This is a genomic window from Pseudomonas sp. HR96, assembly GCF_034059295.1.
GTDB lineage: Bacteria > Pseudomonadota > Gammaproteobacteria > Pseudomonadales > Pseudomonadaceae > Aquipseudomonas.
In genome coordinates, this window is the sequence record NZ_CP139141.1 from 3,848,351 (window position 1) to 3,871,771 (window position 23,421).

The 23,421-nt window shown below is 64.2% G+C and carries 27 protein-coding genes, 1 tRNA gene and 1 pseudogene; 16 read left to right on the forward strand and 13 right to left on the reverse strand.

What is annotated here, in order from left to right:
- Nucleotides 1–14 precede the first annotated feature (14 nt).
- Nucleotides 15–677 (reverse strand): amino acid ABC transporter permease, encoded by a 663-nt coding sequence (locus SFA35_RS17145; RefSeq protein ID WP_320571732.1) that lies wholly within the window; start codon nt 675–677, stop codon nt 15–17.
- Here SFA35_RS17145 and SFA35_RS26790 point away from each other — a divergent pair.
- Nucleotides 627–734, forward strand: a pseudogene (locus tag SFA35_RS26790) (hypothetical protein); the annotation flags it as partial. The gene SFA35_RS17145 and the pseudogene SFA35_RS26790 sit on opposite strands and share 51 nt — an antisense overlap.
- Here the strand turns inward: SFA35_RS26790 and SFA35_RS17150 are convergent.
- The 6 genes from SFA35_RS17150 to SFA35_RS17175 all read right to left on the reverse strand — a co-directional run bounded on the left by SFA35_RS17150 (nt 727) and on the right by SFA35_RS17175 (nt 6,716).
- A complete protein-coding gene (locus SFA35_RS17150; protein ID WP_320571733.1) occupies nt 727–1,590 on the reverse strand; it encodes a transporter substrate-binding domain-containing protein in 864 nt (287 codons plus the stop codon). The pseudogene SFA35_RS26790 and the gene SFA35_RS17150 overlap by 8 nt on opposite strands.
- Nucleotides 1,591–1,834: 244 nt before the next feature.
- The gene (locus SFA35_RS17155) at nt 1,835–2,635 is read right to left on the reverse strand and encodes a sulfite exporter TauE/SafE family protein (RefSeq protein WP_320571734.1); all 801 of its coding nucleotides are present in this window, start codon (nt 2,633–2,635) and stop codon (nt 1,835–1,837) included.
- Nucleotides 2,636–2,745: 110 nt separating this feature from the next.
- Nucleotides 2,746–2,940: a hypothetical protein gene (locus tag SFA35_RS17160; protein WP_320571735.1), complete on the reverse strand. Its 195-nt coding sequence runs from the start codon at nt 2,938–2,940 to the stop codon at nt 2,746–2,748.
- An 83-nt stretch (nt 2,941–3,023) separates the two neighbouring features.
- The gene (locus SFA35_RS17165; protein WP_320571736.1) at nt 3,024–5,114 is read right to left on the reverse strand and encodes a PAS domain-containing sensor histidine kinase; all 2,091 of its coding nucleotides are present in this window, start codon (nt 5,112–5,114) and stop codon (nt 3,024–3,026) included.
- Nucleotides 5,115–5,236: 122 nt separating this feature from the next.
- Entirely contained in the window at nt 5,237–6,256 is a 1,020-nt protein-coding gene (locus SFA35_RS17170) for a branched-chain amino acid aminotransferase (protein WP_320571737.1), read from the reverse strand.
- 199 nt (nt 6,257–6,455) lie between these two features.
- Nucleotides 6,456–6,716: a DUF1652 domain-containing protein gene (locus SFA35_RS17175; protein WP_320571738.1), complete on the reverse strand. Its 261-nt coding sequence runs from the start codon at nt 6,714–6,716 to the stop codon at nt 6,456–6,458.
- 296 nt (nt 6,717–7,012) lie between these two features.
- On the opposite strand from SFA35_RS17175, the gene SFA35_RS17180 reads away from it, so the two are divergent.
- Nucleotides 7,013–7,939, forward strand: a complete 927-nt coding sequence (locus SFA35_RS17180; protein WP_320571739.1) for a Ku protein — start codon at nt 7,013–7,015, stop codon at nt 7,937–7,939.
- Between the two features lie 23 nt (nt 7,940–7,962).
- A complete protein-coding gene (locus tag SFA35_RS17185) occupies nt 7,963–8,598 on the forward strand; it encodes a hypothetical protein (RefSeq protein ID WP_320571740.1) in 636 nt (211 codons plus the stop codon).
- On the opposite strand, the gene SFA35_RS17190 is transcribed toward SFA35_RS17185, so the two are convergent.
- Nucleotides 8,595–8,792, reverse strand: a complete 198-nt coding sequence (locus tag SFA35_RS17190) for a hypothetical protein (RefSeq protein WP_320571741.1) — start codon at nt 8,790–8,792, stop codon at nt 8,595–8,597. The two genes, SFA35_RS17185 and SFA35_RS17190, sit on opposite strands and share 4 nt — an antisense overlap.
- 138 nt (nt 8,793–8,930) lie before the next feature.
- On the opposite strand from SFA35_RS17190, the gene SFA35_RS17195 reads away from it, so the two are divergent.
- From SFA35_RS17195 to csrA, 4 genes are all read left to right on the forward strand, one after another.
- Complete coding sequence (locus SFA35_RS17195) at nt 8,931–9,212, forward strand: RcnB family protein (protein WP_320571742.1); 282 nt, start codon at nt 8,931–8,933, stop codon at nt 9,210–9,212.
- Nucleotides 9,209–10,630, forward strand: a complete 1,422-nt coding sequence (locus SFA35_RS17200; protein ID WP_320571743.1) for an MFS transporter — start codon at nt 9,209–9,211, stop codon at nt 10,628–10,630. The genes SFA35_RS17195 and SFA35_RS17200 overlap by 4 nt, the downstream gene beginning before the upstream one ends.
- 340 nt (nt 10,631–10,970) lie before the next feature.
- Complete coding sequence (locus tag SFA35_RS17205; protein ID WP_320571744.1) at nt 10,971–12,557, forward strand: ABC-F family ATPase; 1,587 nt, start codon at nt 10,971–10,973, stop codon at nt 12,555–12,557.
- Nucleotides 12,558–12,822: 265 nt separating this feature from the next.
- Nucleotides 12,823–13,020, forward strand: a complete 198-nt coding sequence (gene csrA, locus SFA35_RS17210; protein WP_320571745.1) for a carbon storage regulator CsrA — start codon at nt 12,823–12,825, stop codon at nt 13,018–13,020.
- A 67-nt stretch (nt 13,021–13,087) separates the two neighbouring features.
- Here csrA and SFA35_RS17215 read toward each other — a convergent pair whose 3' ends face one another.
- Nucleotides 13,088–13,396: a hypothetical protein gene (locus SFA35_RS17215; protein ID WP_320571746.1), complete on the reverse strand. Its 309-nt coding sequence runs from the start codon at nt 13,394–13,396 to the stop codon at nt 13,088–13,090.
- Between the two features lie 170 nt (nt 13,397–13,566).
- On the opposite strand from SFA35_RS17215, the gene xth reads away from it, so the two are divergent.
- Nucleotides 13,567–14,364: an exodeoxyribonuclease III gene (xth, locus tag SFA35_RS17220; RefSeq protein WP_320571747.1), complete on the forward strand. Its 798-nt coding sequence runs from the start codon at nt 13,567–13,569 to the stop codon at nt 14,362–14,364.
- A 174-nt stretch (nt 14,365–14,538) separates the two neighbouring features.
- Entirely contained in the window at nt 14,539–14,673 is a 135-nt protein-coding gene (locus SFA35_RS17225) for a hypothetical protein (protein ID WP_320571748.1), read from the forward strand.
- On the opposite strand, the gene SFA35_RS17230 is transcribed toward SFA35_RS17225, so the two are convergent.
- The 3 genes from SFA35_RS17230 to SFA35_RS17240 are packed head-to-tail and all read right to left on the reverse strand — an operon-like array spanning nt 14,649 to nt 19,847.
- Nucleotides 14,649–17,060, reverse strand: a complete 2,412-nt coding sequence (locus tag SFA35_RS17230; RefSeq protein WP_320571749.1) for a response regulator — start codon at nt 17,058–17,060, stop codon at nt 14,649–14,651. The genes SFA35_RS17225 and SFA35_RS17230 overlap by 25 nt on opposite strands.
- Before the next feature lie 44 nt (nt 17,061–17,104).
- Nucleotides 17,105–17,566, reverse strand: coding sequence for a response regulator (locus SFA35_RS17235; RefSeq protein ID WP_320571750.1), 462 nt, complete (start codon nt 17,564–17,566; stop codon nt 17,105–17,107).
- 13 nt (nt 17,567–17,579) lie between these two features.
- Nucleotides 17,580–19,847, reverse strand: coding sequence for an ATP-binding protein (locus SFA35_RS17240; protein ID WP_320571751.1), 2,268 nt, complete (start codon nt 19,845–19,847; stop codon nt 17,580–17,582).
- A 195-nt stretch (nt 19,848–20,042) separates the two neighbouring features.
- Between SFA35_RS17240 and SFA35_RS17245 the strand changes: the two genes are divergently transcribed.
- Together SFA35_RS17245 and SFA35_RS17250 are read left to right on the forward strand one after the other, a co-directional pair.
- A tRNA-Leu gene (locus SFA35_RS17245) sits at nt 20,043–20,128 on the forward strand.
- Nucleotides 20,129–20,202: 74 nt separating this feature from the next.
- The gene (locus SFA35_RS17250; protein WP_320571752.1) at nt 20,203–20,532 is read left to right on the forward strand and encodes a DUF6388 family protein; all 330 of its coding nucleotides are present in this window, start codon (nt 20,203–20,205) and stop codon (nt 20,530–20,532) included.
- A gap of 45 nt (nt 20,533–20,577) precedes the next feature.
- Here SFA35_RS17250 and SFA35_RS17255 read toward each other — a convergent pair whose 3' ends face one another.
- Nucleotides 20,578–20,910 (reverse strand): hypothetical protein, encoded by a 333-nt coding sequence (locus SFA35_RS17255; RefSeq protein WP_320571753.1) that lies wholly within the window; start codon nt 20,908–20,910, stop codon nt 20,578–20,580.
- A gap of 330 nt (nt 20,911–21,240) precedes the next feature.
- Here SFA35_RS17255 and SFA35_RS17260 point away from each other — a divergent pair, with 330 nt between their 5' ends.
- From SFA35_RS17260 to SFA35_RS17280, 5 genes are all read left to right on the forward strand, one after another.
- Nucleotides 21,241–21,561 (forward strand): YXWGXW repeat-containing protein, encoded by a 321-nt coding sequence (locus tag SFA35_RS17260; protein ID WP_320571754.1) that lies wholly within the window; start codon nt 21,241–21,243, stop codon nt 21,559–21,561.
- Between the two features lie 89 nt (nt 21,562–21,650).
- Entirely contained in the window at nt 21,651–22,232 is a 582-nt protein-coding gene (locus SFA35_RS17265; RefSeq protein ID WP_320571755.1) for an RNA polymerase sigma factor, read from the forward strand.
- Nucleotides 22,229–22,675, forward strand: a complete 447-nt coding sequence (locus SFA35_RS17270; RefSeq protein ID WP_320571756.1) for a hypothetical protein — start codon at nt 22,229–22,231, stop codon at nt 22,673–22,675. Before SFA35_RS17265 ends, SFA35_RS17270 begins: the two co-directional genes overlap by 4 nt.
- Entirely contained in the window at nt 22,672–23,136 is a 465-nt protein-coding gene (locus tag SFA35_RS17275) for a periplasmic heavy metal sensor (RefSeq protein ID WP_320571757.1), read from the forward strand. Before SFA35_RS17270 ends, SFA35_RS17275 begins: the two co-directional genes overlap by 4 nt.
- 27 nt (nt 23,137–23,163) lie before the next feature.
- Nucleotides 23,164–23,394: a hypothetical protein gene (locus SFA35_RS17280; protein WP_414058417.1), complete on the forward strand. Its 231-nt coding sequence runs from the start codon at nt 23,164–23,166 to the stop codon at nt 23,392–23,394.
- Nucleotides 23,395–23,421 lie beyond the last annotated feature (27 nt).

The following is a 23,421-nucleotide window of genomic DNA, read 5'->3' on the forward strand; positions in this document are numbered from 1 at the left end:
TCCTTGAAGAACCGCTATCGACGAAGAGCCAGACGTTGCTCGAGCATGCGCAGCAGCACGGCGATGAGGTAACAGGTTGCGACGTACAGCGCCGTGGTCACCAGCCAAGTCTCGATCACCCGGTAGCTCTCGACATTGATCTTGCGCGCGTAGTAGGTCAGCTCCGGCACGGCGATGGCCGCTGCCAGCGAGGTGTCCTTGAACAGCGAGATGAAGTTGTTGGACAGTGCCGGCAACACGTTGCGCAGCATCACCGGTACCGTCACATAGGCCTTGACCTGCCACTCGCCCAGGCCGATGGCCAGGCCCGCCTCGCGCAGACCCTTGGGAATGCTCAGCAGCCCGCCGCGAAAGACTTCGGTCAGGTAGGCTCCGGCGTACAGCGCCAGGGTGACGATAAATGACGGGACCTTGTCAGGGCGGATACCCAGGCTCGGCAAGGCGAAGTAGATCAACAGGATGAGCACCAGGATCGGCGTGTTGCGGATCAGCGTCACGTACACCGACGCCAACAGACGCAGCAGCCGGTTTTTGGACAGCAGCGCGAAGGCCATCAACAGGCCGATCACGCAGCCAATGGCGATCGACACCAGCGCCAGTTCCAAACCCAGGCCGAGACCCTTGAGCAAGGTCGGGAAATCGCGCCATACCGCGGCAAAATTCAACTGATAGTTCATGGTCGGCACCGCAGGGCGGCCCTTGCGCAGCCGCCCAGGTCAGGTTGTGTTACTTGAATTCGACAGGGAAACCAATGGCCGGGGTGGGCAGGTCGACGCCGAACCACTGCTTGAACGAAGCCGCGTAGGTAGGGAACTCCACGCCGGTCATGGCTTCGTGCAAGGTGGTGTTGACGAAGTTCAGCCAGTCCTGGTCGCCGCGCTTGACCGCGCAGGCGTAGGTCTGCGGGCTCCAGGCGTAGGCCGGGCTGCGATAGCGGCCGGGGTTCTGCACCATCAGGTATTTAACCGAGGACTGGTCGGTGGCCGCCGCGTCGGCGCGGCCGGAGTTCACTGCCTGGTACATCAGGTCGACGCTGTCGTACTGGTCAACCTTGGCCTTGGGCAGCGCCTGGTGCACCAGTTCCTCGGCATAGACGTTCTGCAGCACGGCCACGGTCAGGCCATCGCCGGCAGCCTTGAGGTCGTCGATTTCCTTGTACTTGCTGTTTTCCGGCAGCAACAGGCCAACCCCTTCGCGGTAGTACGGCAGAGTGAATGCGACCTGCTGGGCGCGGCTCGCAGTGACGGTGATGAACTGGCAGGTCATGTCGACCTTGTCGGTCAGCAGATTGGGGATGCGCGCGTCGGACGACTGAACCACGAACTCGACCTTGCTTGGGTCGTTGAACAGCCCCTTGGCGACGATCTTGCCGATGTCGATATCGAACCCCTGCAGCTTTCCGTCGGCGCCCTGAAAATGCCACGGCGCATTGGTGCTGCCGGTGCCGACGATCAATTTGCCGCGTGCCAGCACGGCGTCCAGCTTGCCTTCGGCCTGGGCGTTGAAGCCCGCTGCGGTGGCGACCAGCGCCAGCGATAGACAGGCACAGGTTTTGAACCAGGTATGGCGCAGGGAAGGTTCGCGATGCATGGCAAGCACTCCGGGTCAGATTATTCCGCTATAGCGGACCAGTGTATGTAACAACGGAATAGGCAGCAGAAAGCATGCCAGAGCTGTAGTGCTCCAGCGGATGCATCGAGAAATCAAGAAGATAGCGCCACACACCAGGCGCAGTGCCGGCATGACAGAGACCGGGGTGGGTGAGAAGGCCCCAGAAACGTGCGTTACCGACCTGCAGTGCGCGCGCCCCGGGCGAGGCCGCTGGGCAGCCGGCTCAGGCGAAGGTCTTGCACAGCAGGTAGGCCGCCACCAGCAGGCACAGGCCGGCAAAGCCGTTCTGCAGGGCACGCGGCGGCACATGGGGTGCGGCAATGCGGCCGGCCAGCATGCCCAGAACGCTGGCCACGATGAACACGCCGCCGGCCGGCGGTATCACCACCCCGGCGCGCACGGCACCGACGATGGCCATCAGCGAAACCAGGGCAATCACCATCAGCGAGGTGGCGACGATACCGTGCAGGCGGATGTCGGTGAGTTGGCGGAAAGCTGGCACCAGCAGGAAGCCGCCGCCCACGCCCAGCAACCCGGTGAGCAGGCCGCAGCACGAGCCCACGGCGGCCAGGGTCAGGCCGCAGCGCAGGGTCCAGCGCAGGCGACCGGTACTGGCGTCGAGCATGCAGTTCTTTTGTTGCCAGCCGTGTTCGGCGGCCACTCCCTGAGCACCGCGCGCCTGGCGGTGCATGCGCATGGCGACCAGTACCAACACCAGACTGAACAGGCCCATGAGCAGGTCTTCAGGCAGGCGATGAGCGAAATACAGGCCGAGTGGGGTGAATGCGCCGCCGAGCAGCGCCATCAACAGTGCCGCACGGTAGCGCACCAGGCCCTGGCGCAAGCCATCGACGGCGCCCAGGGCCGCCGACGCACCCACTGCCATCAGCGCCACCGGCGCCGCCTGGGTCATGGGCCAACCCAGGCCCAGCACCAGTGCCGGGACCGCCAGTATGCCGCCGCCGGCGCCGGTGAGGCCGAGGATGAGGCCGATGGCCAGGCCGAAGAAGGATGCAAGCAGCACGGAGCGCGCCTTGTGGGATGAGGTGCGCAGTTTAACGGCAGGCAGGTTGCCTGCCAATCCAGGCAAATGCAGCCGCCAGCCCAGCTGGATCGGCTAGGCGCTACCGACAGTCACTCCGGCTGCTGCGAGCCATCCTCCCCGGCGATGTCCGGGTCGTCGGGCTCGGCTTCGTCCAGCGGAACGGTGGCGTCGTCCATCAGCGAGCCAGGGTCTTCGTTGCCCGGATCGTTGAGTCGGCCTGGGTCATTGACGAACGGCAGGCCATTGGGGCCCTTCTCTTCCTTGCCTTCGGTTTCGGGGGTCATGAGCGTCTCCAGTATGAGCGCCGCCTGAGGGCGGCACTGCATTCGAAGCGAGCCGCGCGGGAACGTTCCCGTGCGCGCCGCAATCAGCCCTCGGCGATCAGCTGCTCGATGCGGCTGGCCAGCTCGTCCATGGCGAACGGCTTGGTCAGCAGGTGCATGCCCGGCTCCAGGTTGCCGTCCCCGACCACGGCGTTCTCGGCATAGCCGGTAATGAACAGGATCTTCAACTGCGGGCGCAGTGACCGGCCGGCATCGGCGACTTGACGGCCATTGATGCCACCCGGCAGGCCGACGTCGGTGATCAGCAGGTCGATGTGCACGCTCGACTGCAGGATCTCCAGGCCACCGGCGCCATCCACAGCCTCCAGCGCCCGATAGCCGAGGTCCTCGAGCACTTCGCGCACCAGCATGCGCACGGTCGGCTCGTCGTCGATCAGCAGCACCGTCTCCCCGGCCTGTGCGCGCGCCAGGGTCGGCGGCTCGCCGTGCTCGGCGGCGATCAGGCCGACGCCATGGTGCCGTGGCAGATACAGGCTCAAGGTGCTGCCGATGCCGACCTGCGACTGGATATCCACCTGCCCGCCGGACTGGCGCACGAAGCCGTAGATCATCGACAGGCCCAGGCCGGTACCGGCGCCCAGGGGCTTGGTGGTGAAGAAAGGATCGAACGCGTGGGCGATCACGTCGGCGCTCATGCCCATGCCGTCGTCGGTCACACTCAGTACCAGGTATTGCCCGGCGGGCAATTCCAGCGCCGCCGCAGCGGCCTTGTCCAGCTCGCGGTTGGCGGTGGCGATGACCATGCTGCCGCCGTTGGCCATGGCGTCGCGGGCATTGATGCACAGGTTGAGCAGCGCGTTTTCCAGCTGGTTGGGGTCGACCTGGGTGATCCACAGCTGTGGATCGACCTCGACGCGCAAGTCGATCGACGGCCCGATGGTCCGGCGCACCAGCTCCTCCATCCCGACGATCAGGCGATTGACTTCGGTCGGGCTGGGGTCCAGCGGCTGGCGCCGGGAAAACGCCAGCAGGCGGTGAGTCAGCGCCGCCGCCCGCCGCGCCGCACCGTAGGCCGCATCCAGGTACCGCTCCAGCTCGCCGACCCGGCCCTGGGAGACGCGCAGCTTGAGCATTTCCAGGCTGCCGCTGATGCCCGCCAGCAGGTTGTTGAAGTCATGCGCCAGGCCGCCGGTCAGTTGTCCCACTGCTTCCATCTTCTGGCTCTGGCGCAGCTGCTGTTCCAGCAGACGCTGGCGGGTCATGTCGACGCCAACCCCGGTACGCCGCACCGGGCGCCCGTCGGCATCGAAGTAGGTGTGCCCTCGCGACAGCACCCAGCGCACCGAGCCGTCGGGGTGGCGAATGCGATATTCGAGTTCCAGGTCACCGCTGTTGACCAGGCCGCCCGCCATGGTGCTGCGCAGGGCCGCGAGGTCATCGGGGTGCACGTTGGCGAGGAAGTCCAGGCGCTTGATACCCACCGCCGCCTGCCCCGGATCGATGCCGTAGACGTCGGCGATGGCCGCATCGCAGTAGAAGCAGTCTTCATGCACTTCATACGTCCACACCCCGACCCCACGCACCGCCGAGAGCGCCAGGCGGGCAAAGTCCATGGAGTCGTGCAGGGCCATCTCCCGCGCCCGCTCCTCGGTGATGTCGCGGGCCACGCAGTAGCGACGCGCGTCGGCGGGCACAATGGTCCAGCTGAGCAGGCGGTAGCTGCCCTGCGCGGTGAGCATGCGCGTCTCCATGCCCTGTATCGTCGCCCCGCTGGCCAGCCGTTCGAGCCGCTCGGTGGTGGCATCGCGATCGACCGGGTGCACCAGCCAGTACGACGAACGCCCCTGGATCTGCTCCACCGGCCAGCCCAGCACTCGTTGCCAGGAAGGATTGACGCTCAGCCAGATGCCTTGGTCGTCGGCCACGCCCAGCAGGTCGTGGCTGAGCTCCCAGACCCGGTCGCGCTCGCGGGTGCGCTCTTCGACCTGCTGTTCGAGCGACGCCGCCAGCACGCGCAAGCCCTCGTCCACCACCGGCGCGCGCGCACCGAGCAGCTGCAGGCTGGCCTGCAAGGCTTCAGTAGCGTTGGCGTAGCGACCACGGGCGACCTGAGCGTCGAGCAACTGCGAGAGTGCGCGATCCAGCTCGGGGTCGTGTGGGGCGCGATCAGGCATGCGCGGAACTCATGAAGAAAAGGGAAAGCGAAGATATGACGATGGGACCGGTCAGGCCGGGCGCCGGCATTATGCCATCACCCGCCCGAACGGTCCCACGCATGACAGCCCTGGGCGTTGACTCAGACCTTGACGATCCAGCCTGCCGGCGCTTCGACGTCGCCCGACTGCACGCCGGTCAGCTCGTTGTAGAGCTTGCGGGTCACCGGACCGACTTCGGTCTCGCTGTGGAAGACGTGCAGCTTGCCCTGGTATTCGATGCCGCCGATCGGCGTGATCACCGCTGCGGTACCGCAGGCGCCGGCCTCGAGGAAGCGGTCCAGCTGGTCGATGTGTACGTCGCCTTCGACCACCTTGAGGCCCAGGCGGCTTTGCGCCAGTTCGATCAGCGACAGGCGGGTGATGCCTGGCAGCACCGATGGCGACCTGGGCGTGACGAACTCGCCGTCAGCGGTGATGGCGAAGAAATTGGCCGAGCCGACCTCTTCGATCTTGCTGTGGGTCTGCGGGTCCAGGTAGATGCAGTCGGCAAAGCTGCGCTTCTTGGCTTCGGCACCCGGCATCAGGCTGGCGGCGTAGTTGCCGCCGACCTTGGCCGCACCGGTGCCGTTGGGCGCGGCGCGGTCATAATCGGAGATGACGAAATTGTTGGGCTTCATGCCACCCTTGAAGTAGGCACCGACCGGGATGCAGAACACCGAGAAGATGAACTCGGGAGCAGTACGCACGCCGATGTTGTCACCCACGCCAATGACGAAGGGGCGCAGGTACAGCGCGCCGCCGGTGCCGTAAGGCGGGATGAAATGTTCGTTGGCGCGGACCACCTGCTTGCAGGCCTCGATGAACATCTCGGTCGGCACCGGCGGCATCAGCAGGCGGCCGCAGCTGCGGGCCATGCGCTGGGCGTTCTGGTCGGGGCGGAACAGGTTGATCGAGCCGTCCTTGCAGCGATAGGCCTTGAGGCCTTCGAAACATTGCTGGCCGTAGTGCAGAGCGGTCGAGCCTTCGCTGATGTGCAACTGGTTGTCGGACGTCAAGGTGCCTTCCTGCCAGGCGCCGTCGCGCCAATGGGCCAGGTAGCGCTTGTCGGTCTTGATGTAATCGAAACCCAACGTCTCCCAGTTGATGCTGTGCTGACTCATGAAACTCTCCAATACTGATATTGCCAGACGCTTGCAGGCCGACGGCGTTGAAACGGTACGGGCAGGACTTGGTAAGGTGCCTATCATTCCGGATCGCGCAGCAACTTGCAAAGGTAAACGACAGCGCGGCGGGCATTTGTCGCAGGCATGAAAAAACCCACGGGCCGGGCAACCGGCCAGTGGGTTTGGGCGAGCCGCCTCAGAGGCTGTCGTTGGCTCGACGCGCCTGTACCTGATGGCTGTTCTTGAGGTCGGCGCGCAGGCCGGCGATCAGGTTGGAAATGGCCCGGCTGCTGGTCAGTTGGTCGCCCTTGATACCGGTAACGGTCAGGTCGACACGCTTTGACGATCGATCGAAGACACGCACCGTCAGCGACCGGTCCTCGGCCTGGGTGCATTGGCAGCGCACTGGCAGAAAGCTGCTCTCGATAATGTTGCGCAGTTCCAGGGTGGACAGCATAAAAACTTCTCCTTGACTTCTTTTCGTGTGGCGCCGGATCGATCGAACCCGTCTCGCCAAGATGGAGCAGCTTTCATGCCTACGGCGACAAACGGTCGCACCCTGCGCAATCAAGGACTTACGCCAATGCTGGCCGCACGCCTTCGTGCAGAACGCCTGATCGTCGGGCGGCGGCCATGCACTTTGCATTATGCCGGTGCACGCTCTGGCCCGGCGACGCCATCCGATGAGCCGCTGGAAACTTTGCCGCGCCTGCCAAGGTCTTCCGCAACACAGGGTTCAGGCAAGGAATGGCAATGGCTCGCTCGATCTGGAAAGGCGCAATAAGCTTCGGTCTGGTGCACATCCCCGTGGCCCTGGTCTCGGCCACTTCTTCCAAGGGTGTCGACTTCGACTGGCTGGACAAACGCAGCATGGACCCGGTGGGGTACAAGCGCATCAACAAGGCCACCGGCAAGGAAATCGACAAGGACAATATCGTCAAGGGCGTGGAGTTCGAGAAAGGCCGCTACGTGGTGCTCAGCGAAGAGGAGATCCGCGAGGCGCATCCGCTATCGACCCAGACCATCGAGATTTTCTCCTTCGTCGACAGCGACCAGATCCCCCTGCCGAACATCGATACTCCCTACTACCTGGCGCCCGACAGGCGCGGCGAGAAGGTCTATGCTCTGTTACGCGAGACCCTGGAAAACACCGGCAAGGTCGCCCTGGCGCGCGTCGTCCTGCATACCCGCCAGTACCTGGCAGCCCTGATGCCGCTGGAGTCGGCGCTGGTGCTGGTCAAGCTGCGCTGGCCGGCCGAAGTGCGCGGGCTGGACATTCTCGAGCTCGGCAGCGAAGTGGCCAAGCCCAAGCTGGACAAGCGCGAGTTGGAAATGGCCAAGCGCCTGGTGGAAGACATGAGCGGGCAATGGTCGCCTGAAGAATACGTCGATCAGTTCGAGGAGAAGATCATGCAGCTGGTGGACAAGAAGGCCAATGAGGGCAAGATCGAAGACGTCGAAACCGAGGTGGGCAAGGATCAGCGCAAGACCGCCGATGTCATCGACCTTACCGAGCTGCTCAAGCGCAGTCTGGGCGGCAAGGCACCGGCCCGGCCAGCCGCCAAGGCCGAGCCCGCTGCCGACAAGCCGGCCAAGGCCCCTCGCCGCAAAACGCCTGCCGCCAAGGCCCAGGACAAACCCGAGGCCAAGCCGGCGCGCAAACCTCGCAAGGCTTCCTGAGTGCGTGACCGGGGACATTGATCATGCCGGACATCGAAGCAAAACTGTTGAATGCCCTACCCGAGCAACTGGCCCCGCCCCTGGCGACGCCGCAACAGCAGGCGCCGTCGGGCGACTGGGTGTATGAAATCAAATACCACGGCCATCGCCTGCTCACCCGGGTGGTAGAGGGTGAAGTGCGCATGTTCTACCGCAACGGCGAAGACTGGACCGAGCGCTTGCCCGTGCAGGTCGACGCCGTGGCCAGCCTGGAACTGGAAAATACTTGGCTGGACGGTGAATTGGTTGCCATTGGTGACGAGGGCGTGCCGGACTTTCTGGCGCTGCAGGCGGCGCTGGAAAGCGGCGACACCGGCGCACTGCAATATTATCTGTTCGACCTGCCGTTCTACCGCTGCAGCGACCTGCGCGAGCGGCCGCTGGAGGAACGCCGCGCCCAGCTGGCGCAACTGCTCGGGCATGGGTCGCCGGCCTGCCTGAAGTTTTCCGCAGCCTTTGCCTCGCGGCAGGCCGAGGACATCCTGGAGTGCGCCGGCATGCTGCACATCGAAGGCCTGATCGCCAAGCGCGTCGGCAGCCCCTACCGCTCCGAACGCTGCCCGGACTGGATCAAGCTCGATTGCGCGCAGCAGCCGGGCAAGCGCCCGGACGACGCCTAGGCGGGGTCGTCGGGGCTGATGTCATCGTCGCCGGTTTCACGGCGCACGGTGTCAGGGTCCAGCTCGGGGTCCTGGTCCAGCGGCAGCGGCGCCTCGTCCTCGTCTCCAGGGCGGGCGGGGTCCAGCGGGGTCTGCGAGCGATCGAGCGGGTCCGGCAGGTCGGCGGCCGCAGCAACGGGCGAATATGAGGTCATGGCACTGGCTCCAGTCAATGGCAGGTAAAGGATTGGAGCTCGCCATGGCGCCAGCGTGCCATTTATCATTGAGAGTATGATCCAGAGCAGCCCGACGGCTGCTTCACCTCGCCTCCCACCCTGTTTTCGGAGCGCATCATGTCTGCTCGTACCCTCTTCGGCGCCACCTTGCTCGGCGCTCTGCTGCTCACTGGCCAGGCCCAGGCCGCCTCCGCCACCATCGATGGCGTGTACAACCCACGCGTCGGCACCCAGGCCCCGGCCCGCTATAACGGCACGGGCCTGACCCAGAAGCAGATGGACGAAGCCGGGCTCAAGGCGCCGGCAGCAGGAGCCAAATGGGTGCAGATCGGCGACAAGTACGTGCAGTTGCACTCCTCGGATGGCACCGTGCTGGCGGTCGAGCCGACCGTTAAATGAATGAAGCCCTGAAAACCCCAACCACCCCGGTCGACGGCCTGAGCGGTACACGCCTGCTGTTCGCGGCCATTTCCATCTACATCGGCATGATCTGCGCCAACCTCGACATGGTCATCCTGCAGAATGCCCTGCCGACCTTGACCCGTGACCTGCAGGTCGATTCGGCGACGGCGGTGTGGGTGGTAACCCTGTACATGCTGGTGATGCTGGTGTTTCTGCTGCCGCTCTCCAGCCTTTCCGACCGCATCGGCTACAAGCGCACCTACCTGTGGGGGTTCGGCATGTTCACCGTCGCCTCGCTGGGCTGCGGCTTCGCCACCAGCTTCTTCTCGCTGCAGGCCTGGCGCGGCGTACAGGGCCTGGGGGCGGCGGCCATGATGTGCAGCACCACTTCACTGATCCGCGTGGTCTACCCGCGCGCACGCATGGCCCGCGCCATTGGCGCCAATGCCACGGTGGTGGCCGTGTCGCTGGCAGCCGGCCCAAGCATCGCCGCGCTGATTCTCGAGCAGGGCAGCTGGCACTGGCTGTTCTGGGTCAACGTGCCCTTGGGCGCGCTGGCGCTGCTGGTGGGCAATTGGGCGCTGCCAGCCAACCCGGTGCAACTGAGCCTGGGCCGTGGCCAGGGCCGCGAGTGGCTGGCGGCCTTGCGGGTGATCGATCTGCGCAGTTTTGTGCTCAGTGCGGCGTTTTTCATCGCCCTGGTGCTGGGCTCCGGGCGAATCGACGTGGCGCCGCTGCAAGGTGCCGGGGTGCTGGCGCTGGCCGTCCTGCTCGGCTATGCCTTCGTTCGCCGCGAGCGGCGCAGCGCCGTGCCCATGCTGCCGCTGGACCTGCTCGGCCAGCGCCACTATGGATTGACCATCCTCACCTCCTACGCCTCGTTCGCAGCCCAGGGCGCCGCCTTCGTCGCCCTGCCCTTCTACCTGCAACACGGCCTGGGCTTCTCCCTGGCCGAGTCGGCGCTGGTGATGACCGCCTGGCCGTTCTCCCTGGCCCTTGCCGCGCCGGTGGCGGCACGCCTGACCCAACGCCTGCCGATCAGCCACGTCTGCGGCGCCGGCCTGTTCGCCTTGGCGGCAGGCCTTTTGAGCATCGCTAGCGGCTGGCTGCCGGCCACCCCGGCCCTGCTCGCCGTGCCACTGGCGATCTGCGGCGCAGGGTTCGGCATGTTCCAGGCACCCAACAATTACCTGATCATTGCCGCCGCGCCGGCCAACCGCAGCGGCGCCGTGGGCGGCTTGAGGGCCGTGACGCGCACCTTCGGGCAGATGAGCGGCACCGCAGCGGTGGGCCTGCTGCTGGCCCTGCAGGCAACCCTGGGGGTCAATGGCGCGATCCTTGGGCTGTTCGCCGCCGCCGCGCTGGCGGCCAGTGCGGGGTACGCCAGTGTGGCGAGGGGCGGCGCTGGCACCTGACCGCAGCGCAAAGGGCAAGATGCCGCTCACTGATTTTCAGACAAAACCACCGCGTCCGATCGTCGCGGCGGCCCGGCCCTGCTGGGCCGCCGTGGATCACATCAACGATAGAGGCCATACACCTGCCGTCACACCTATGCGACAATGCGCGCAATGTCCGGTTTGAATCCCGCCTTTCTTCGCCCAGCAGCCTGGCCCTTGCGTCCAAACGTTGCTGACGTCTTATGCACGATGGATCATCCCAAGCGCCGATGGGTGCGAACTGGAAAAATCGCCGACGGGTCCTGCACGACCTCTACGCCACCGCCAGCAGTCTCTACGTTATTGATAGGTAAGCCCTTTGATCTCCACCGCTAATATCACCATGCAGTTTGGCGCCAAGCCGCTGTTCGAGAACGTCTCGGTCAAGTTCAACAACGGCAACCGCTACGGCCTGATCGGCGCGAACGGCTGCGGCAAGTCGACTTTCATGAAGATCCTGGGTGGCGATCTCGAACCGACCTCCGGCCAGGTCATGCTCGAACCCAACGTGCGCCTGGGTAAACTGCGCCAGGATCAGTTCGCCTACGAAGAGTTCAGCGTGATCGACACCGTGATCATGGGTCACGAGGAACTGTGGCGGGTCAAGGCCGAGCGCGATCGTATCTACTCGCTGGCAGAGATGAGCGAAGAAGACGGCATGGCTGTGGCCGAACTCGAAACCGAATTTGCCGAAATGGACGGCTACACCGCCGAATCCCGCGCCGGCGAGCTGCTGCTGGGCCTGGGTATCGGTATCGAACAGCATTTCGGGCCGATGAGCGAAGTCTCGCCCGGCTGGAAGCTGCGCGTGCTGCTGGCCCAGGCGTTGTTCTCCAACCCGGAAGTGTTGCTGCTCGACGAGCCGACCAACCACCTGGACATCAACACCATCCGCTGGCTGGAAAACATCCTGACCCAGCGCAACAGCACAATGATCATCATTTCCCACGACCGTCACTTCCTCAACAGCGTGTGCACGCACATGGCCGACCTGGACTACGGCGAACTGCGCCTGTTCCCAGGCAACTACGACGAGTACATGACGGCGGCCACGCAGTCGCGCGAGCAGCTGCTGTCGGACAACGCCAAGAAGAAGGCGCAGATTTCCGAACTGCAATCCTTCGTCAGCCGCTTCTCGGCCAACGCCTCCAAGGCCAAGCAGGCGACGTCGCGGGCCAAGCAGATCGACAAGATCCAGCTGGCCGAGGTCAAGCCTTCGAGCCGTGTCAGCCCGTTCATCCGCTTCGAGCAGACCAAGAAGCTGCATCGCCAGGCGGTCACCGTGGAGCGCATGGCCAAGGGCTTCGACGGGACCATTCTGTTCAAGGACTTCAGCTTCGTGGTCGAGGCCGGCGAACGCGTGGCCATCATTGGCCCCAACGGCATCGGCAAGACGACCCTGCTGCGCACCCTGGTCAACGAACTGACCCCAGACGCCGGCAGCGTGAAATGGACCGAAAGCGCCGAGCTGGGCTACTACGCCCAGGACCACGCCCATGATTTCGAAGATGACGTCACCCTGTTCGACTGGATGGGCCAGTGGACTCAGGGCGAGCAAGTGATCCGCGGCACCCTGGGGCGCATGCTGTTCTCCAACGACGAGATCCTCAAGTCGGTCAAGGTCATTTCCGGTGGCGAACAGGGCCGCATGCTGTTCGGCAAGCTGATCCTGCAAAAGCCCAACGTGCTGATCATGGATGAGCCGACCAACCACCTGGACATGGAATCCATCGAGGCGCTGAACCTGGCCCTGGAAAACTACCCAGGCACGCTGATCTTCGTCAGCCACGACCGCGAGTTCGTGTCGTCGCTGGCTACCCGCATCATCGAGCTGAGCGCCGACGGCGTGATCGACTTCAGCGGTACCTACGACGACTACCTGCGCAGCCAGGGCGTGACGTTCTAGCCCGCGGGTTTGCTGCGGCCGTAGCGGGCGGACGACTAAAGAAGCCCGCTATCAGGCCGATGAATTTTTTGACAGGCACAAGTCGTAGGCGCCGTAGCACGATCCAAGCCATACTGGCAGCACCTGCACCCACCGTGTCGCTGACAGGCCGTCTGTGGTCGCCTGGCAATACAGGGAATTAAATCCGCTAACTCGCGTCTCTTGTAAGACGCAGCGGGGCAAATACTCACTGGAATCAACAAGCAAAGGAATCAAGGAGCCGTTAATGCTGATACTCACCCGCAAGGTAGGCGAAAGCATCGTCATCAATGACGACATCAAGGTCACCATCCTCGGCGTCAAGGGGATGCAGGTTCGCATCGGCATCGATGCGCCGAAAGACGTGCAGGTTCACCGCGAAGAGATTTTCAAGCGCATCCAGGCCGGCAGTCCTGCTCCAGAGAAGGACCACAAGGACCAATAAACGCTCGGGCGGGCGGCTGACGTTGGGTCAGCGCCCGCGGGGTGCCACGTTCGAACCGGCCGCCTGGCTAGATCGGCGTCGCCTGGTGGTGATTGTCGTTGGGAGCGCCGAACGCTCCACCCGCGATACGCTTGGCCCGGTCGGCACCGTGGTCACGAGCTTTCTTGACTGTACTGCCATCCTCCACGGTAATGCGCTCTTCCTTGAACAAGGCGCCATCGGGCCCATGCACGTGAAGCAGCACGACGATTTTCTTCTCTCCTTGCTGTTCGGCCCACACCTCTATGCGTGCGCCGTTGTCCAGCGTCTGCCTGATCGGTGCGTCGTCACGCAACGGTGTCACGGAGCGGTGATCTTCAAAGCCATGGTCAGCCATCTCGATATCCCTCTTCAGCGATTATTCTAGTTTTTGAATCTCTCTACATCGACCCGTCCAGGCCGGCGAGGTTCACCGCCCCCCGGCAATCGCCCGACGCGAATCCGCCCGGTAACGGACGCCCTGCGCGCAGGTCACAGCTGGTATCTCCACTGCTGTGACCTGCGCCCATGAAAAAGCTCAAGATCGCCACCTTCAACGTCAATGGCATCCGCGCCCGGTTGCCCAACCTGCTGGCCTGGCTCGACCGGGAAAAGCCGGACATCGCCTGCCTGCAAGAGCTCAAGGCCATCGACTCGGCGTTTCCCGCCCAAGAGCTCAAGGCTGCCGGTTATGGCGCACTGTGGCAGGGCCAGGCGTCATGGAACGGGGTGGCGATACTGGCTCGCGACGCCGAGCCCCTGGAAAGCCGCCGCGGCCTGCCCGGTGACCCTGGGGACAAGCATAGCCGCTATCTCGAAGCAGCCGTGCACGGGGTGGTGGTGGGTTGCCTGTACCTCCCCAATGGCAATCCGCAGCCCGGGCCCAAGTTCGAGTACAAGCTGGCCTGGTTCGAGCGCCTGATCCGCCACGCGGCGGCGCTGCAGGAGAGCGAGCACCCAGTGGTGCTGGCCGGCGACTTCAACGTGGTGCCGACCGATGAGGACATCTACAACCCACGCTCCTGGCTCAAGGACGCTCTGCTGCAGCCCGAGAGCCGTGAATGCTACGCGCGGCTGCTGGCCCAGGGTTGGACCGATTCGCTGCGCGAGCTGTACCCGCAAGAGCGGATCTACACCTTCTGGGATTATTTCCGCCAGCACTGGCAGAAGAACTCCGGCCTGCGCATCGATCATCTGCTGCTCAACCCGGCGCTCAAGCCGTACCTGCTCAATGCCGGCGTCGACGCCTGGGTGCGCAACGAAGAACACGCCAGCGACCATGCGCCGACCTGGATCGAGCTGAGTTCGCGCAAGCAGCATCGTTGAACCAGCAATGGCCGTCCGACGACCGGTCAATGACGCGCTCAAAAAATTTGAATTAGCGCAAATGCACCAGGGTCAAGAACTATGTAAGGCAGTTTTCTACAGTTATTGAAACGCCAGCCGTTAACATGACAAGGCGTTAACGTGACCCGCTGTTTAGCTAACGAGGAACTTACCATGACCATTGAAGCCGATACCCTGTCGCAACTCACTGCAAAACTGCGCAAACAAGGTAAAGTCTTATTTACCGAAGTTCATTTCATCCGGGCCCCGTATCGGGTGGATCATCACTGGGTGTGCACCGTCGCATGAAGCGCGGCACCGTGGCTCAAGGCGTTATGCAGTTTTGCCGCCAGTTCGTCGTCGCGAAACGGCTTTTGCACGATGAACTGGTCTTCGGCATCCAGAATACTCAAGTCGGCATAACCGGTAATAAACAGAATCGGTAACTGCGGACGCACCTGGCGCACTCGCCGGGCCAACTCGGCACCGTTCATTCCAGGCATGGCAAAGTCGGTCAAGAGCAAGTCGATTTCATCGTTCAACTTGCCCAGTGCCTGATCGCCACTCCCCGCCTCGACCACCTGATAACCATAGGCATCCAGCAAGGCAGCGGTGACTTGACGCACCTGCGGATCGTCGTCGACCAACAGAATGGCTTTCTGTTCGCCATCGCCCAGCGGTCGCGCCAGCACTTCAGCCTTGGCCGGCGTCAGCAACTGCTGCTCGCCGATACGCGGCAGGTAGACCTTCACTGTGGTGCCCTGGCCAGGTTCGGTGCTGATAGCGACGCCACCGCCGGACTGTTTGGCGAAGCCAAACACCTGTGCCAGGCCCAGCCCCGAGCCTTTACCCACGCCCTTGGTGGTGAAGAATGGCTCGAAGGCCTTGGCCAGCACCTCGGCGCTCATGCCGCTGCCCGAGTCGCGGATCGACAGCACCACGTAATCGCCGGGTTCCGGGTCCTGTGGGCGCAGCGGGGCGCGGGTGATGCGCTCGTTGGCGGTGCCCAGGCAGAGGGTACCGCCATTAGGCATGGCATCCCGGGCGTTGATGGCCAGGTTGAGCAGGATCATCTCGGTTTGCGTCGGGTCGACCAGCGCGTCCCACAGATCGCCCGCAGTGTCGGTCTCTATCCATATGCCGCCGCCCAGCGTGCGCTGCAGCAGCTCGATCATGCCCAGCACGGTGTCGTTGAGGTTGACCGAGACCGGCTCCAGACGCTGGCGCCGGGAGAACGACAGCAGCTGGCCGGTCAGCTTGGCCCCGCGCTCACCGGCCTCGGTGATGTTCTGCAGGCGGCTGCGGGTCTTTTCGAAACGGTTCTTCTCGATGTCGCGCACCACGAAGCTGGCGCTGGTGAGAATCACCGTCAACAGGTTGTTGAAGTCGTGGGCAACCCCTGCGGTCAGCTGGCCCACGGCCTCGAGGCGCTGCATTTGCTGCAGGGTGGCCTCGATCCGCTGGCGCTCGGCGATCTGCTCGCGCAGGCGCTGGTTGGTGGCCGCCAGTTCGTCGACCACGGCGCGCTCGCCGGTGATGTCGCGCACCGCGGCATACATCAGCCCCTGGTCGGGGACAATGGTCCAGGACAACCAACGGTAGTCACCGTTGGCATGGCGCATGCGGTTGACGAAGCGCGTGGAAACATTGCCGCTGGCGATGCTCTCGGTCTCGCGCAAGGTGGCGTCGAGGTCCTCGGGGTGCACCAGGCTGCGCAGCTGCATGCGCCCCAGCGCCTCGCGCGACCAGCCCAGGGTGTGCTCCCAGGCCGGGTTGAGCGCGGTGGGGGTCATGTCGAACTGCATCACGCCCAGCAGCTCGCGCGACAACTCCCAGGTTCGATCGCGCTCGCGGGTGCGCAACTCGACCCGTTCGCCAAGCAGGTCGTTCAGGCGTTGCAGGGCCTGGGTGGCTGCCTTCTGCTCGCTGACATCCTGCAACACGCCGGTGAAGCGCACGCAGCGGCCATCCTCGAAAAACGCCCGGCCGCTGCTCGACAGCCAGCGCTGCCGCCCCTCGGGCAGCACCACGCGAAATTCGGCGTGATAATCGTTGTCGTGGGCGGCGGACATGGCCAGTTGCACGCGCCGCTCCACTTCCGCACGGTCGTCCTGGTGGCAGTGCTTGAAGAAACCCGGCAGGTCGACGACATCGTCGCCGGTCATGCCGTAGAAGCTCTTGCAGCGCTCGTCCCAGTTCAAGCGGCCGGTTTGCGGGTCGAAATCCCACATGCCCATCTGCGCCGCATCGATCGCCAGGCGCGCACGCACCTCGACATCCATCAGCGACTCTTCGGCGCGGCGGCGCTGACGCCGCTCCTCGACCTCGTCCATGGCGCGCTGCACGGCCTTGGGCAACAGTGCTAGGTTCTGCTTGAGCACGTAGTCCACCGCGCCCAGGCGCATCATCTCCACGGCCTGCTCTTCGCCGAAAATGCCCGACAGGAAGATGAACGGCACATGCGGGCACTCGCGGCGGGCGATGTGCAGCACCTGCGGCCCGGAAGAGCCGGGTAGCAGGAAATCGCACAGAATCAGGTCGAAATGCTTGGCAGTCAGCGCCTGTTCAGCCCCCTGATGGTTGAACACCAAGGTGGGCTCGATCAGCAGGCCGTGCCGTTCCAAGGTCAACAAAGCCAGTTCGGCATCGCGCGCGCTGTCTTCGATGAGCAGGAGTTTCAAAGGCTTGGAAGGCATAAATGTTCACTTGCAGGAGAAATACAGCCGCAGCTGGTCGGAAATCAAGCGCTCGGCTTGCGCACGATCCGCAGGGAGCCGGGTGGTGGCTCGTTGAGCACCGCCCAGAATATCCCCAGGTCGGAAATGGCCGAGACGAACTCCTTGAATTCGACCGGCTTGACCACGTAAGCGTTCACTCCAAGTTCATAGGCGCGATTGAGATCGGGTTCTTCCCGCGAGGAGGTGAGCATGACGATGGGAATGCTGCGCAAGGCGTCGTCCTCGCGCACGGCCTTGAGCACTTCCAGGCCGTCGACGCGCGGCAGCTTGAGGTCCAGCAGCATGACGGCCGGGTTGCCCTCGGCGCGACCAAGGTAGTCGCCACGCTTGAACAGGTAGTCCAGCGCCTCGGCGCCGTCGCGCAGCACGATCACTTCGTTGGCCAGCTGGCTGCGCTCCAATGCAACCAGGGTGAGCTCCAGGTCGTGGGGATTGTCCTCGACCAGCAGAATGGGTTTGAGCATGTTCTACCTCGTTTCAAAAACCTGCGGTGCTACCGGCAGTGCCTGAATGGTTGCGACGTGGCAGGGCAAAGTAGAACGTCGCGCCCTTGCCCAACTCGCCATGGGCCCAGACCTTGCCATCATGACGCTCGATTATACGGCGAACGCTGGCCAGGCCAATGCCCGTGCCCTCGAATTCTTCCATCCGGTGCAGCCGCTGGAACACGCCGAACAGCTTGCTCGCGTACTGCATGTCGAAGCCCACACCGTTGTCGCGAACATACACCACCACCGCATCGGGATCTTCCACGGCGCCGACTTCGATCACGGCATGGGGCTGGTTGCGGGTGTACTTGATGGCGTTGGACATCAGGTTGCGCAGCGCGAGGTGCACGAAAGCAGCATCGGCGATCACCGTCGGCAGCGGTTTGAGCTCCCATGTGATGTCGCGACCTTCATAGTCCGGAAGCATCTCGCGGCGGATCGATTCGACCAGGGCGCTCATGTCGACGTCGGAGAAGCGCAGCGCCGAGCGGCCCATCTGGGAGAAACTCAGCAGGTTGTCGACCAGGGAACCGGCGAATTTCGCCGAATCGCCAATGTGCTCGAGAAAACGCAGGCCGCGCTCGGACAGTCGCTCGCTCTCGAAGTCCGCCAGCAGCTCGGCATACCCGGCGATGTGCCGCAACGGCGCGCGCAGGTCATGGGAGACACTGTAGGAGAACGCCTCGAGCTCCTTGTTGGACTTCTTCAGTTCGTTGGACAGTTGCGCCAGCTCCTCGGCCTTGCGCAGCACGATGCCCAGCACCGCCACGCGCAGTTCCCGCGCGCCCTCGGCTTCCAGCTCATGCCATGGGCTGGAAAAACCGCGCACGGTCTCGGCCCAGCGCTCGAAGCTGGCGCGTGGGTTGAGCGAACCGCTGTCAGCCAGGGTTTTCTCCGGGCGACCGGCCCAGTCCACGGTGCGCGCCTGTTCGGGCTTGAACCAGAACAGGTAGTGCGAATGCAGTTCGGAAATCGCCACCGCCATCACACCGCCAATGTGCTGGGTCAGCTCGGGCAGCTCAGGGATGTCGCGTCCGACGTTGTCGCTTTGGAAAACATCGTGCACGTTACGGTCGGCCAGCCACTGCGCCAGGGCGTCGACCAATGATTGTGGCGGCGTGTCACCCATCAGCTCGCAGTGCGGGCCGGTGACCACGGCGGCGCCGTTGGCCTGGGCGAATCCGATGAACACATCGGGCAGGGCCTTGAGGCCTTCATTGACACTGTCGCGATCGGCCATGGAGGACAGCAGCTGGACGATCTTGTGCCGCAGCCTTAGCAGATGCTGATGATTGTCATGGGTTTCGCGGGTTTCGATCTGCAGCGACAGCACGTTGCCGACCAGCTCGCAGGCTGTTCGGGCGTGCACATCCAGCTGGCGCGGTTCGTTGTGATGGCAGGAGATCAGGCCCCAGAGGCGGCCAGCGACCACGATCGAGACCGACATGGAGGCCAGCGTCCCCATGTTGCGCATGTACTGCAGGTGCACCGGCGAGACGCTGCGCAAGGCGGCGAAGCTGAGGTCCAGGGGCGCACCGGTGACGTCATGGGTGGCCGGCAGCAGTGGCACTGGCTCATAGTAGGCATCGGCGATCAGGCGCACGCGGTTGGCGCAGTACAGCGACCGCGCCTGCTGGGGGATGTCGTCGGCCGGAAAGCACAGGCCCAGGTAACGCGGGTAGCCCGGGTCGGCCAGCTCGGCGTTGACCCGGCCATTCCCCTGGGCGTCGAAACGGTATGACTTGACCCGGCCGAAGCCGCTCAAACGCTTGATTTCCTCGACAGCCAGCAGGCACAGCTCGTCGACGCTCTGCGCCGCTTGCAGCTGGTTGATGAAGGTGCGCACCACCGGGTAGAGCTGCGCATAGGGCGACATACGCTCGCTGACCGCCTCGAACTCGACGATCAATACACCGTCATTGCGGTGCGCAAGCATTGCCGCCCGCCGACCGGCGCCGTTGAGGAAGCGTACATCGGCGACATGGTAGGGGTTCTGGTCGTCTTCAGGCATGCCCAGCAGGCGTTCGACCAGCGGCCCGCCGTCTTCGATGAGGTCACCCAGGGCCTGGCCCAGCAGCGCCTGCGCGCCGACCCCAAGCCAGGCCTCGGCGTTTTCGCTGGCCTGCAGGATCTGCGATGCACTCACATCCAGCACCAGCAGCAGGCCATGGGGCTGAATGCTGCCGGGGATGTGAATAGGCTCTCTGGCGCAGTTTTCACTGGCAGCCAGAAAAGCGGCGGTCTCGCTCGACTTCACAGAACATCTCCTCGCGGCGTTGGCGGGTTGGCCAGATCGCGATCAGGGCAGGGGGTCGTGTGACATCACCTTAACAAAAACGTGCACTACGATGCTATCGCCGTTTTGCCACGGCCCGGCCGCGTCCAGCCCACGCCCGCCCGGCGCATTAGCGAATGACATTATTCAAAGTAATCAGTATCATGCGCGCTGCATGCGAGGTTGGCGAAACTGGTAGACGCATCAGACTTAAAATCTGACGGCCTTAGGCTGTGCGGGTTCGATTCCCGCACCTCGCACCATGCATTTGCATCCCTTCTTGAAGCACCTCCCCCACGCCCCCATCTGGTCTTCATCCTTGCCATGAGAACCCTCGATGAGTACGCCTGAACCGCGCCACCAAGCCGCGCTCGACCGCTTCCTGCGCGAGCGCCCGCCACTGGCTGAATCCCTCGAACACCTCAACCCCTTGCAGGCCCAGGCCGCCGGGTTGAGCATGGCGCAGTACCGCGCAGAGCGGCTGCACGAAGCTTTCGAAGAGTTCGCCCAACAGCAGGGGTTGTTCGCCTGGGAGCTGACCTTGCAGCTGACCTGCGCCAGCGCCGAAGAATTCGAAGCCCAGCGCCTGGAGGTGCACCGCGAGGTGGCCGAGATGGCGCACATGAGCTGGGCCGAATACGCTGAACTGCATGGCCTGAAGGGCTGACTCCAAGCCACTGCGCGCCCGACCACAGGCTGTACTAGCGGCGCCCTACAGGCACGATTGCGCCATCTTGGTCCAAGCCGTGGTGCCGGCCCATTCCGGCGGCAGGAACACGGTGACCTTGGCTCCGCTGCCCTGGCTGTCGATGGTGGCCACCGCGCGCTCGCCGGTGAACTGCGCGGCGGCTTCCACGCGCCAGCCGCTGGCGGTGGCCGTCGACGTCGCGGTGGGTACGAAGGCCTGCCACTTCGGTGCCAGGCATTCGGCATAGGCCTCGGCGCTCTTGCTGGTGGTCTGGGTCAGCGCGTCACCCGCTTCATGGTGAACGGTGGTGCATGCCGCCAACATTGTGGCGGCCACGGCAGCAATCTGGATGCGCATAATGAAGTCTCTGAAAAGGAATGCTTACTGTAGCAGCGTATGGCCAGTTTTCCCTCCTCTTGCCGCTTCGCTGATTATCGGGACAGCGATTGAAGGAGGAGGCAATGCCCAAGCGTCCGCCATCGGATGAAAATGGAACCACTACATCCTTTTCACGAATCGTTCACCGCACCGCCCCTATTCTTGCCCCAGCTCCTTCAATGTTTCTTCAGCCCGCAGATTGCGGGCTTTTTTTTGCTTTTTTTTCAGCACAGCGCGACGGATTCCTGCACACGGCTCCGTTCAACTTATCAGCTACGGTCACTACCGACCGCCGCATGAGGAGTCGTCATGTCATTCGCACGCCGTCTGGCCAAATTTCGCTACGCGCTGATCCTGCCGTTCGCGCTCGCTTCGTTGGCGAGTCTTCCGTCCATTGCCCAGGCCCAGGGTTTCAACCAGCCACCGCCGCCGCCGATGCGCGCCGAGATGGTCCCCGGTGGCCGTCCTGGCTTCGCCTGGGATCCGGGCCACTGGCGCTGGGAAGGCGGTGGCTATGGCTGGGTCCCCGGGCACTGGGAACCCATGCGCGGCCACGGTCACTGGCAGCCCGGCCACTGGGTCGCCCGCGGGCCGAACTGGTTCTGGGTGGATGGCCGCTGGGTACGCTGAAACCTTGGTCGGGGAGTGACCTCTATAGAGGCACCCCTCCCCGGCCAGCGCCCGGCTGAAGTCCCGCCACCGTCCCTGGAAATGCCATATTGAAAGACACTGATCCGGACGTCGAGTTGTTGGCCCGTGTCGGCCACAACGAAGCGGCGGCCGTGAATGAAATGGTTTCACGCAAGCTGCCGCGTCTGCTGGCCCTCGCCAGTCGCCTGCTGGGTGACGCGGACGAGGCCAGGGATGTGGCCCAGGAAAGTTTCTTGAAAGTCTGGAAGCACGCCGCCGATTGGCGTGCCGGCCACGCACGTTTCGACACCTGGCTGCACCGGGTGGTGCTCAACCTCTGCTACGACCGGCTGCGCGGGCGCAAACCGCTGGCGCCGTTGGACAGCGAGGAAAGCATGGAGCTGGTCGACCACCGACCAGCCCCGGATGAACAATTGCAGGCAGCCGACATGAGTCGGCAAATGGAGATCGCTCTGGCGGCCCTGCCGGACCGCCAGCGCGAAGCAATCGTGTTGCAGTACTACCAGGAGCTGTCGAACATCGAGGCGGCGGCGTTGATGAACATCAGCGTCGATGCTCTGGAAAGCCTGCTGTCGCGGGCCCGGCGCAACTTGCGCACTCTGCTGGCCGAAGCCCACGGCCCGGCGGTTCAAGGGAGGGAAAGATCATGACGCCAGAACGATTCGCGCAATTGTCCGACGCCTATGGCGCCAACCTGCAGCGCTGGCCCAGCGCCGAGCGCAGTGCCGCCCAGGCGCTGCTGGCGACTGGCGACCCGCAATTGCAGGCGTGTCTGTCCCAGGCCGGTTGGCTGGATCGGCGGCTGGACGCCTACCAGGTGCCGGCGCCCTCGCCTGCCCTGGTGCGCAGCATCGCCGCCGGTGCGCTGGCGGCCCGCAGCCAGTCGTTCTGGAGCCGCTATGGCGCCTGGTTGTCGCGGGTCAGTTTCGTCGGCGCCGGCCTGGCCGGGTTGGCCACCGGCATGCTGGTGGTAGCGCTGAACATGCCGATCGGCCAGGCGCCCGGCATGGAAAACGAAGCCTTGCCCAGCGTGTTCGATCACAGCGACCTGGAGAGCGTCTACGCCGGTGACACCGAGGAGAGCGAGCAATGAACCAGCCCACCAGGCATTTCAAAGCCCTGCTCGGCGTATCGCTGATGTGCAACGTGTTCCTGGTCTGCGCGCTCGCCGGCGGCGCCTACCAATGGCGCAAGCACAGCCAGGTGCAGCTCGCCGCGGCGCATCCCCATGGCCTGCGCCAGGCCCTGGCGCAATTGCCCGAGCAACGCCGGCATGAGTTGCGTCACCTGCTGCGCCAGGCCCGTGCGCAAAACCAGCCGCTGATCGCTGCCGGCCGCCAGGCGCGGCAAGGCGTGGTGCAGCAGTTGCAGGCCAGCACGCTGGACCGTGAGGCGCTGGACAAGGAATTGGGCCAGGCGCGCCAGGCCGATGTTGAACTGCGCGCCCGGGTCGACAGCACCCTGGCCGAATTCGCCAGCACCCTGGAACCGGATGAGCGCATCAAGCTGGCCGACGCCATGCACCTGGGCAAAGGTGCCCGGGCACCGAATTGAAGCACAACACATCACCTGAAGAAGGAAATGGCAGTGTCAGGAACAGTCAAGACTATCGTGGTGGCCGCCCTGCTGGCGGCTTCATTGAGCGGCTGCATCGTCGAGCCCGTGCATCATCGCCGGCCACCGCCGCCGCCACCGGTCGAAGTGGTGCCGGTGATGCCAGCCCCGAACTATCATTGGGTCGCCGGTCACTATCGCTGGGGGGAACAGCGCGGCGAGTGGCTCTGGGTGCCTGGGCATTGGCAGGGTCGCTGATCGCCAGGCAACAGCAGCTTGACGGTT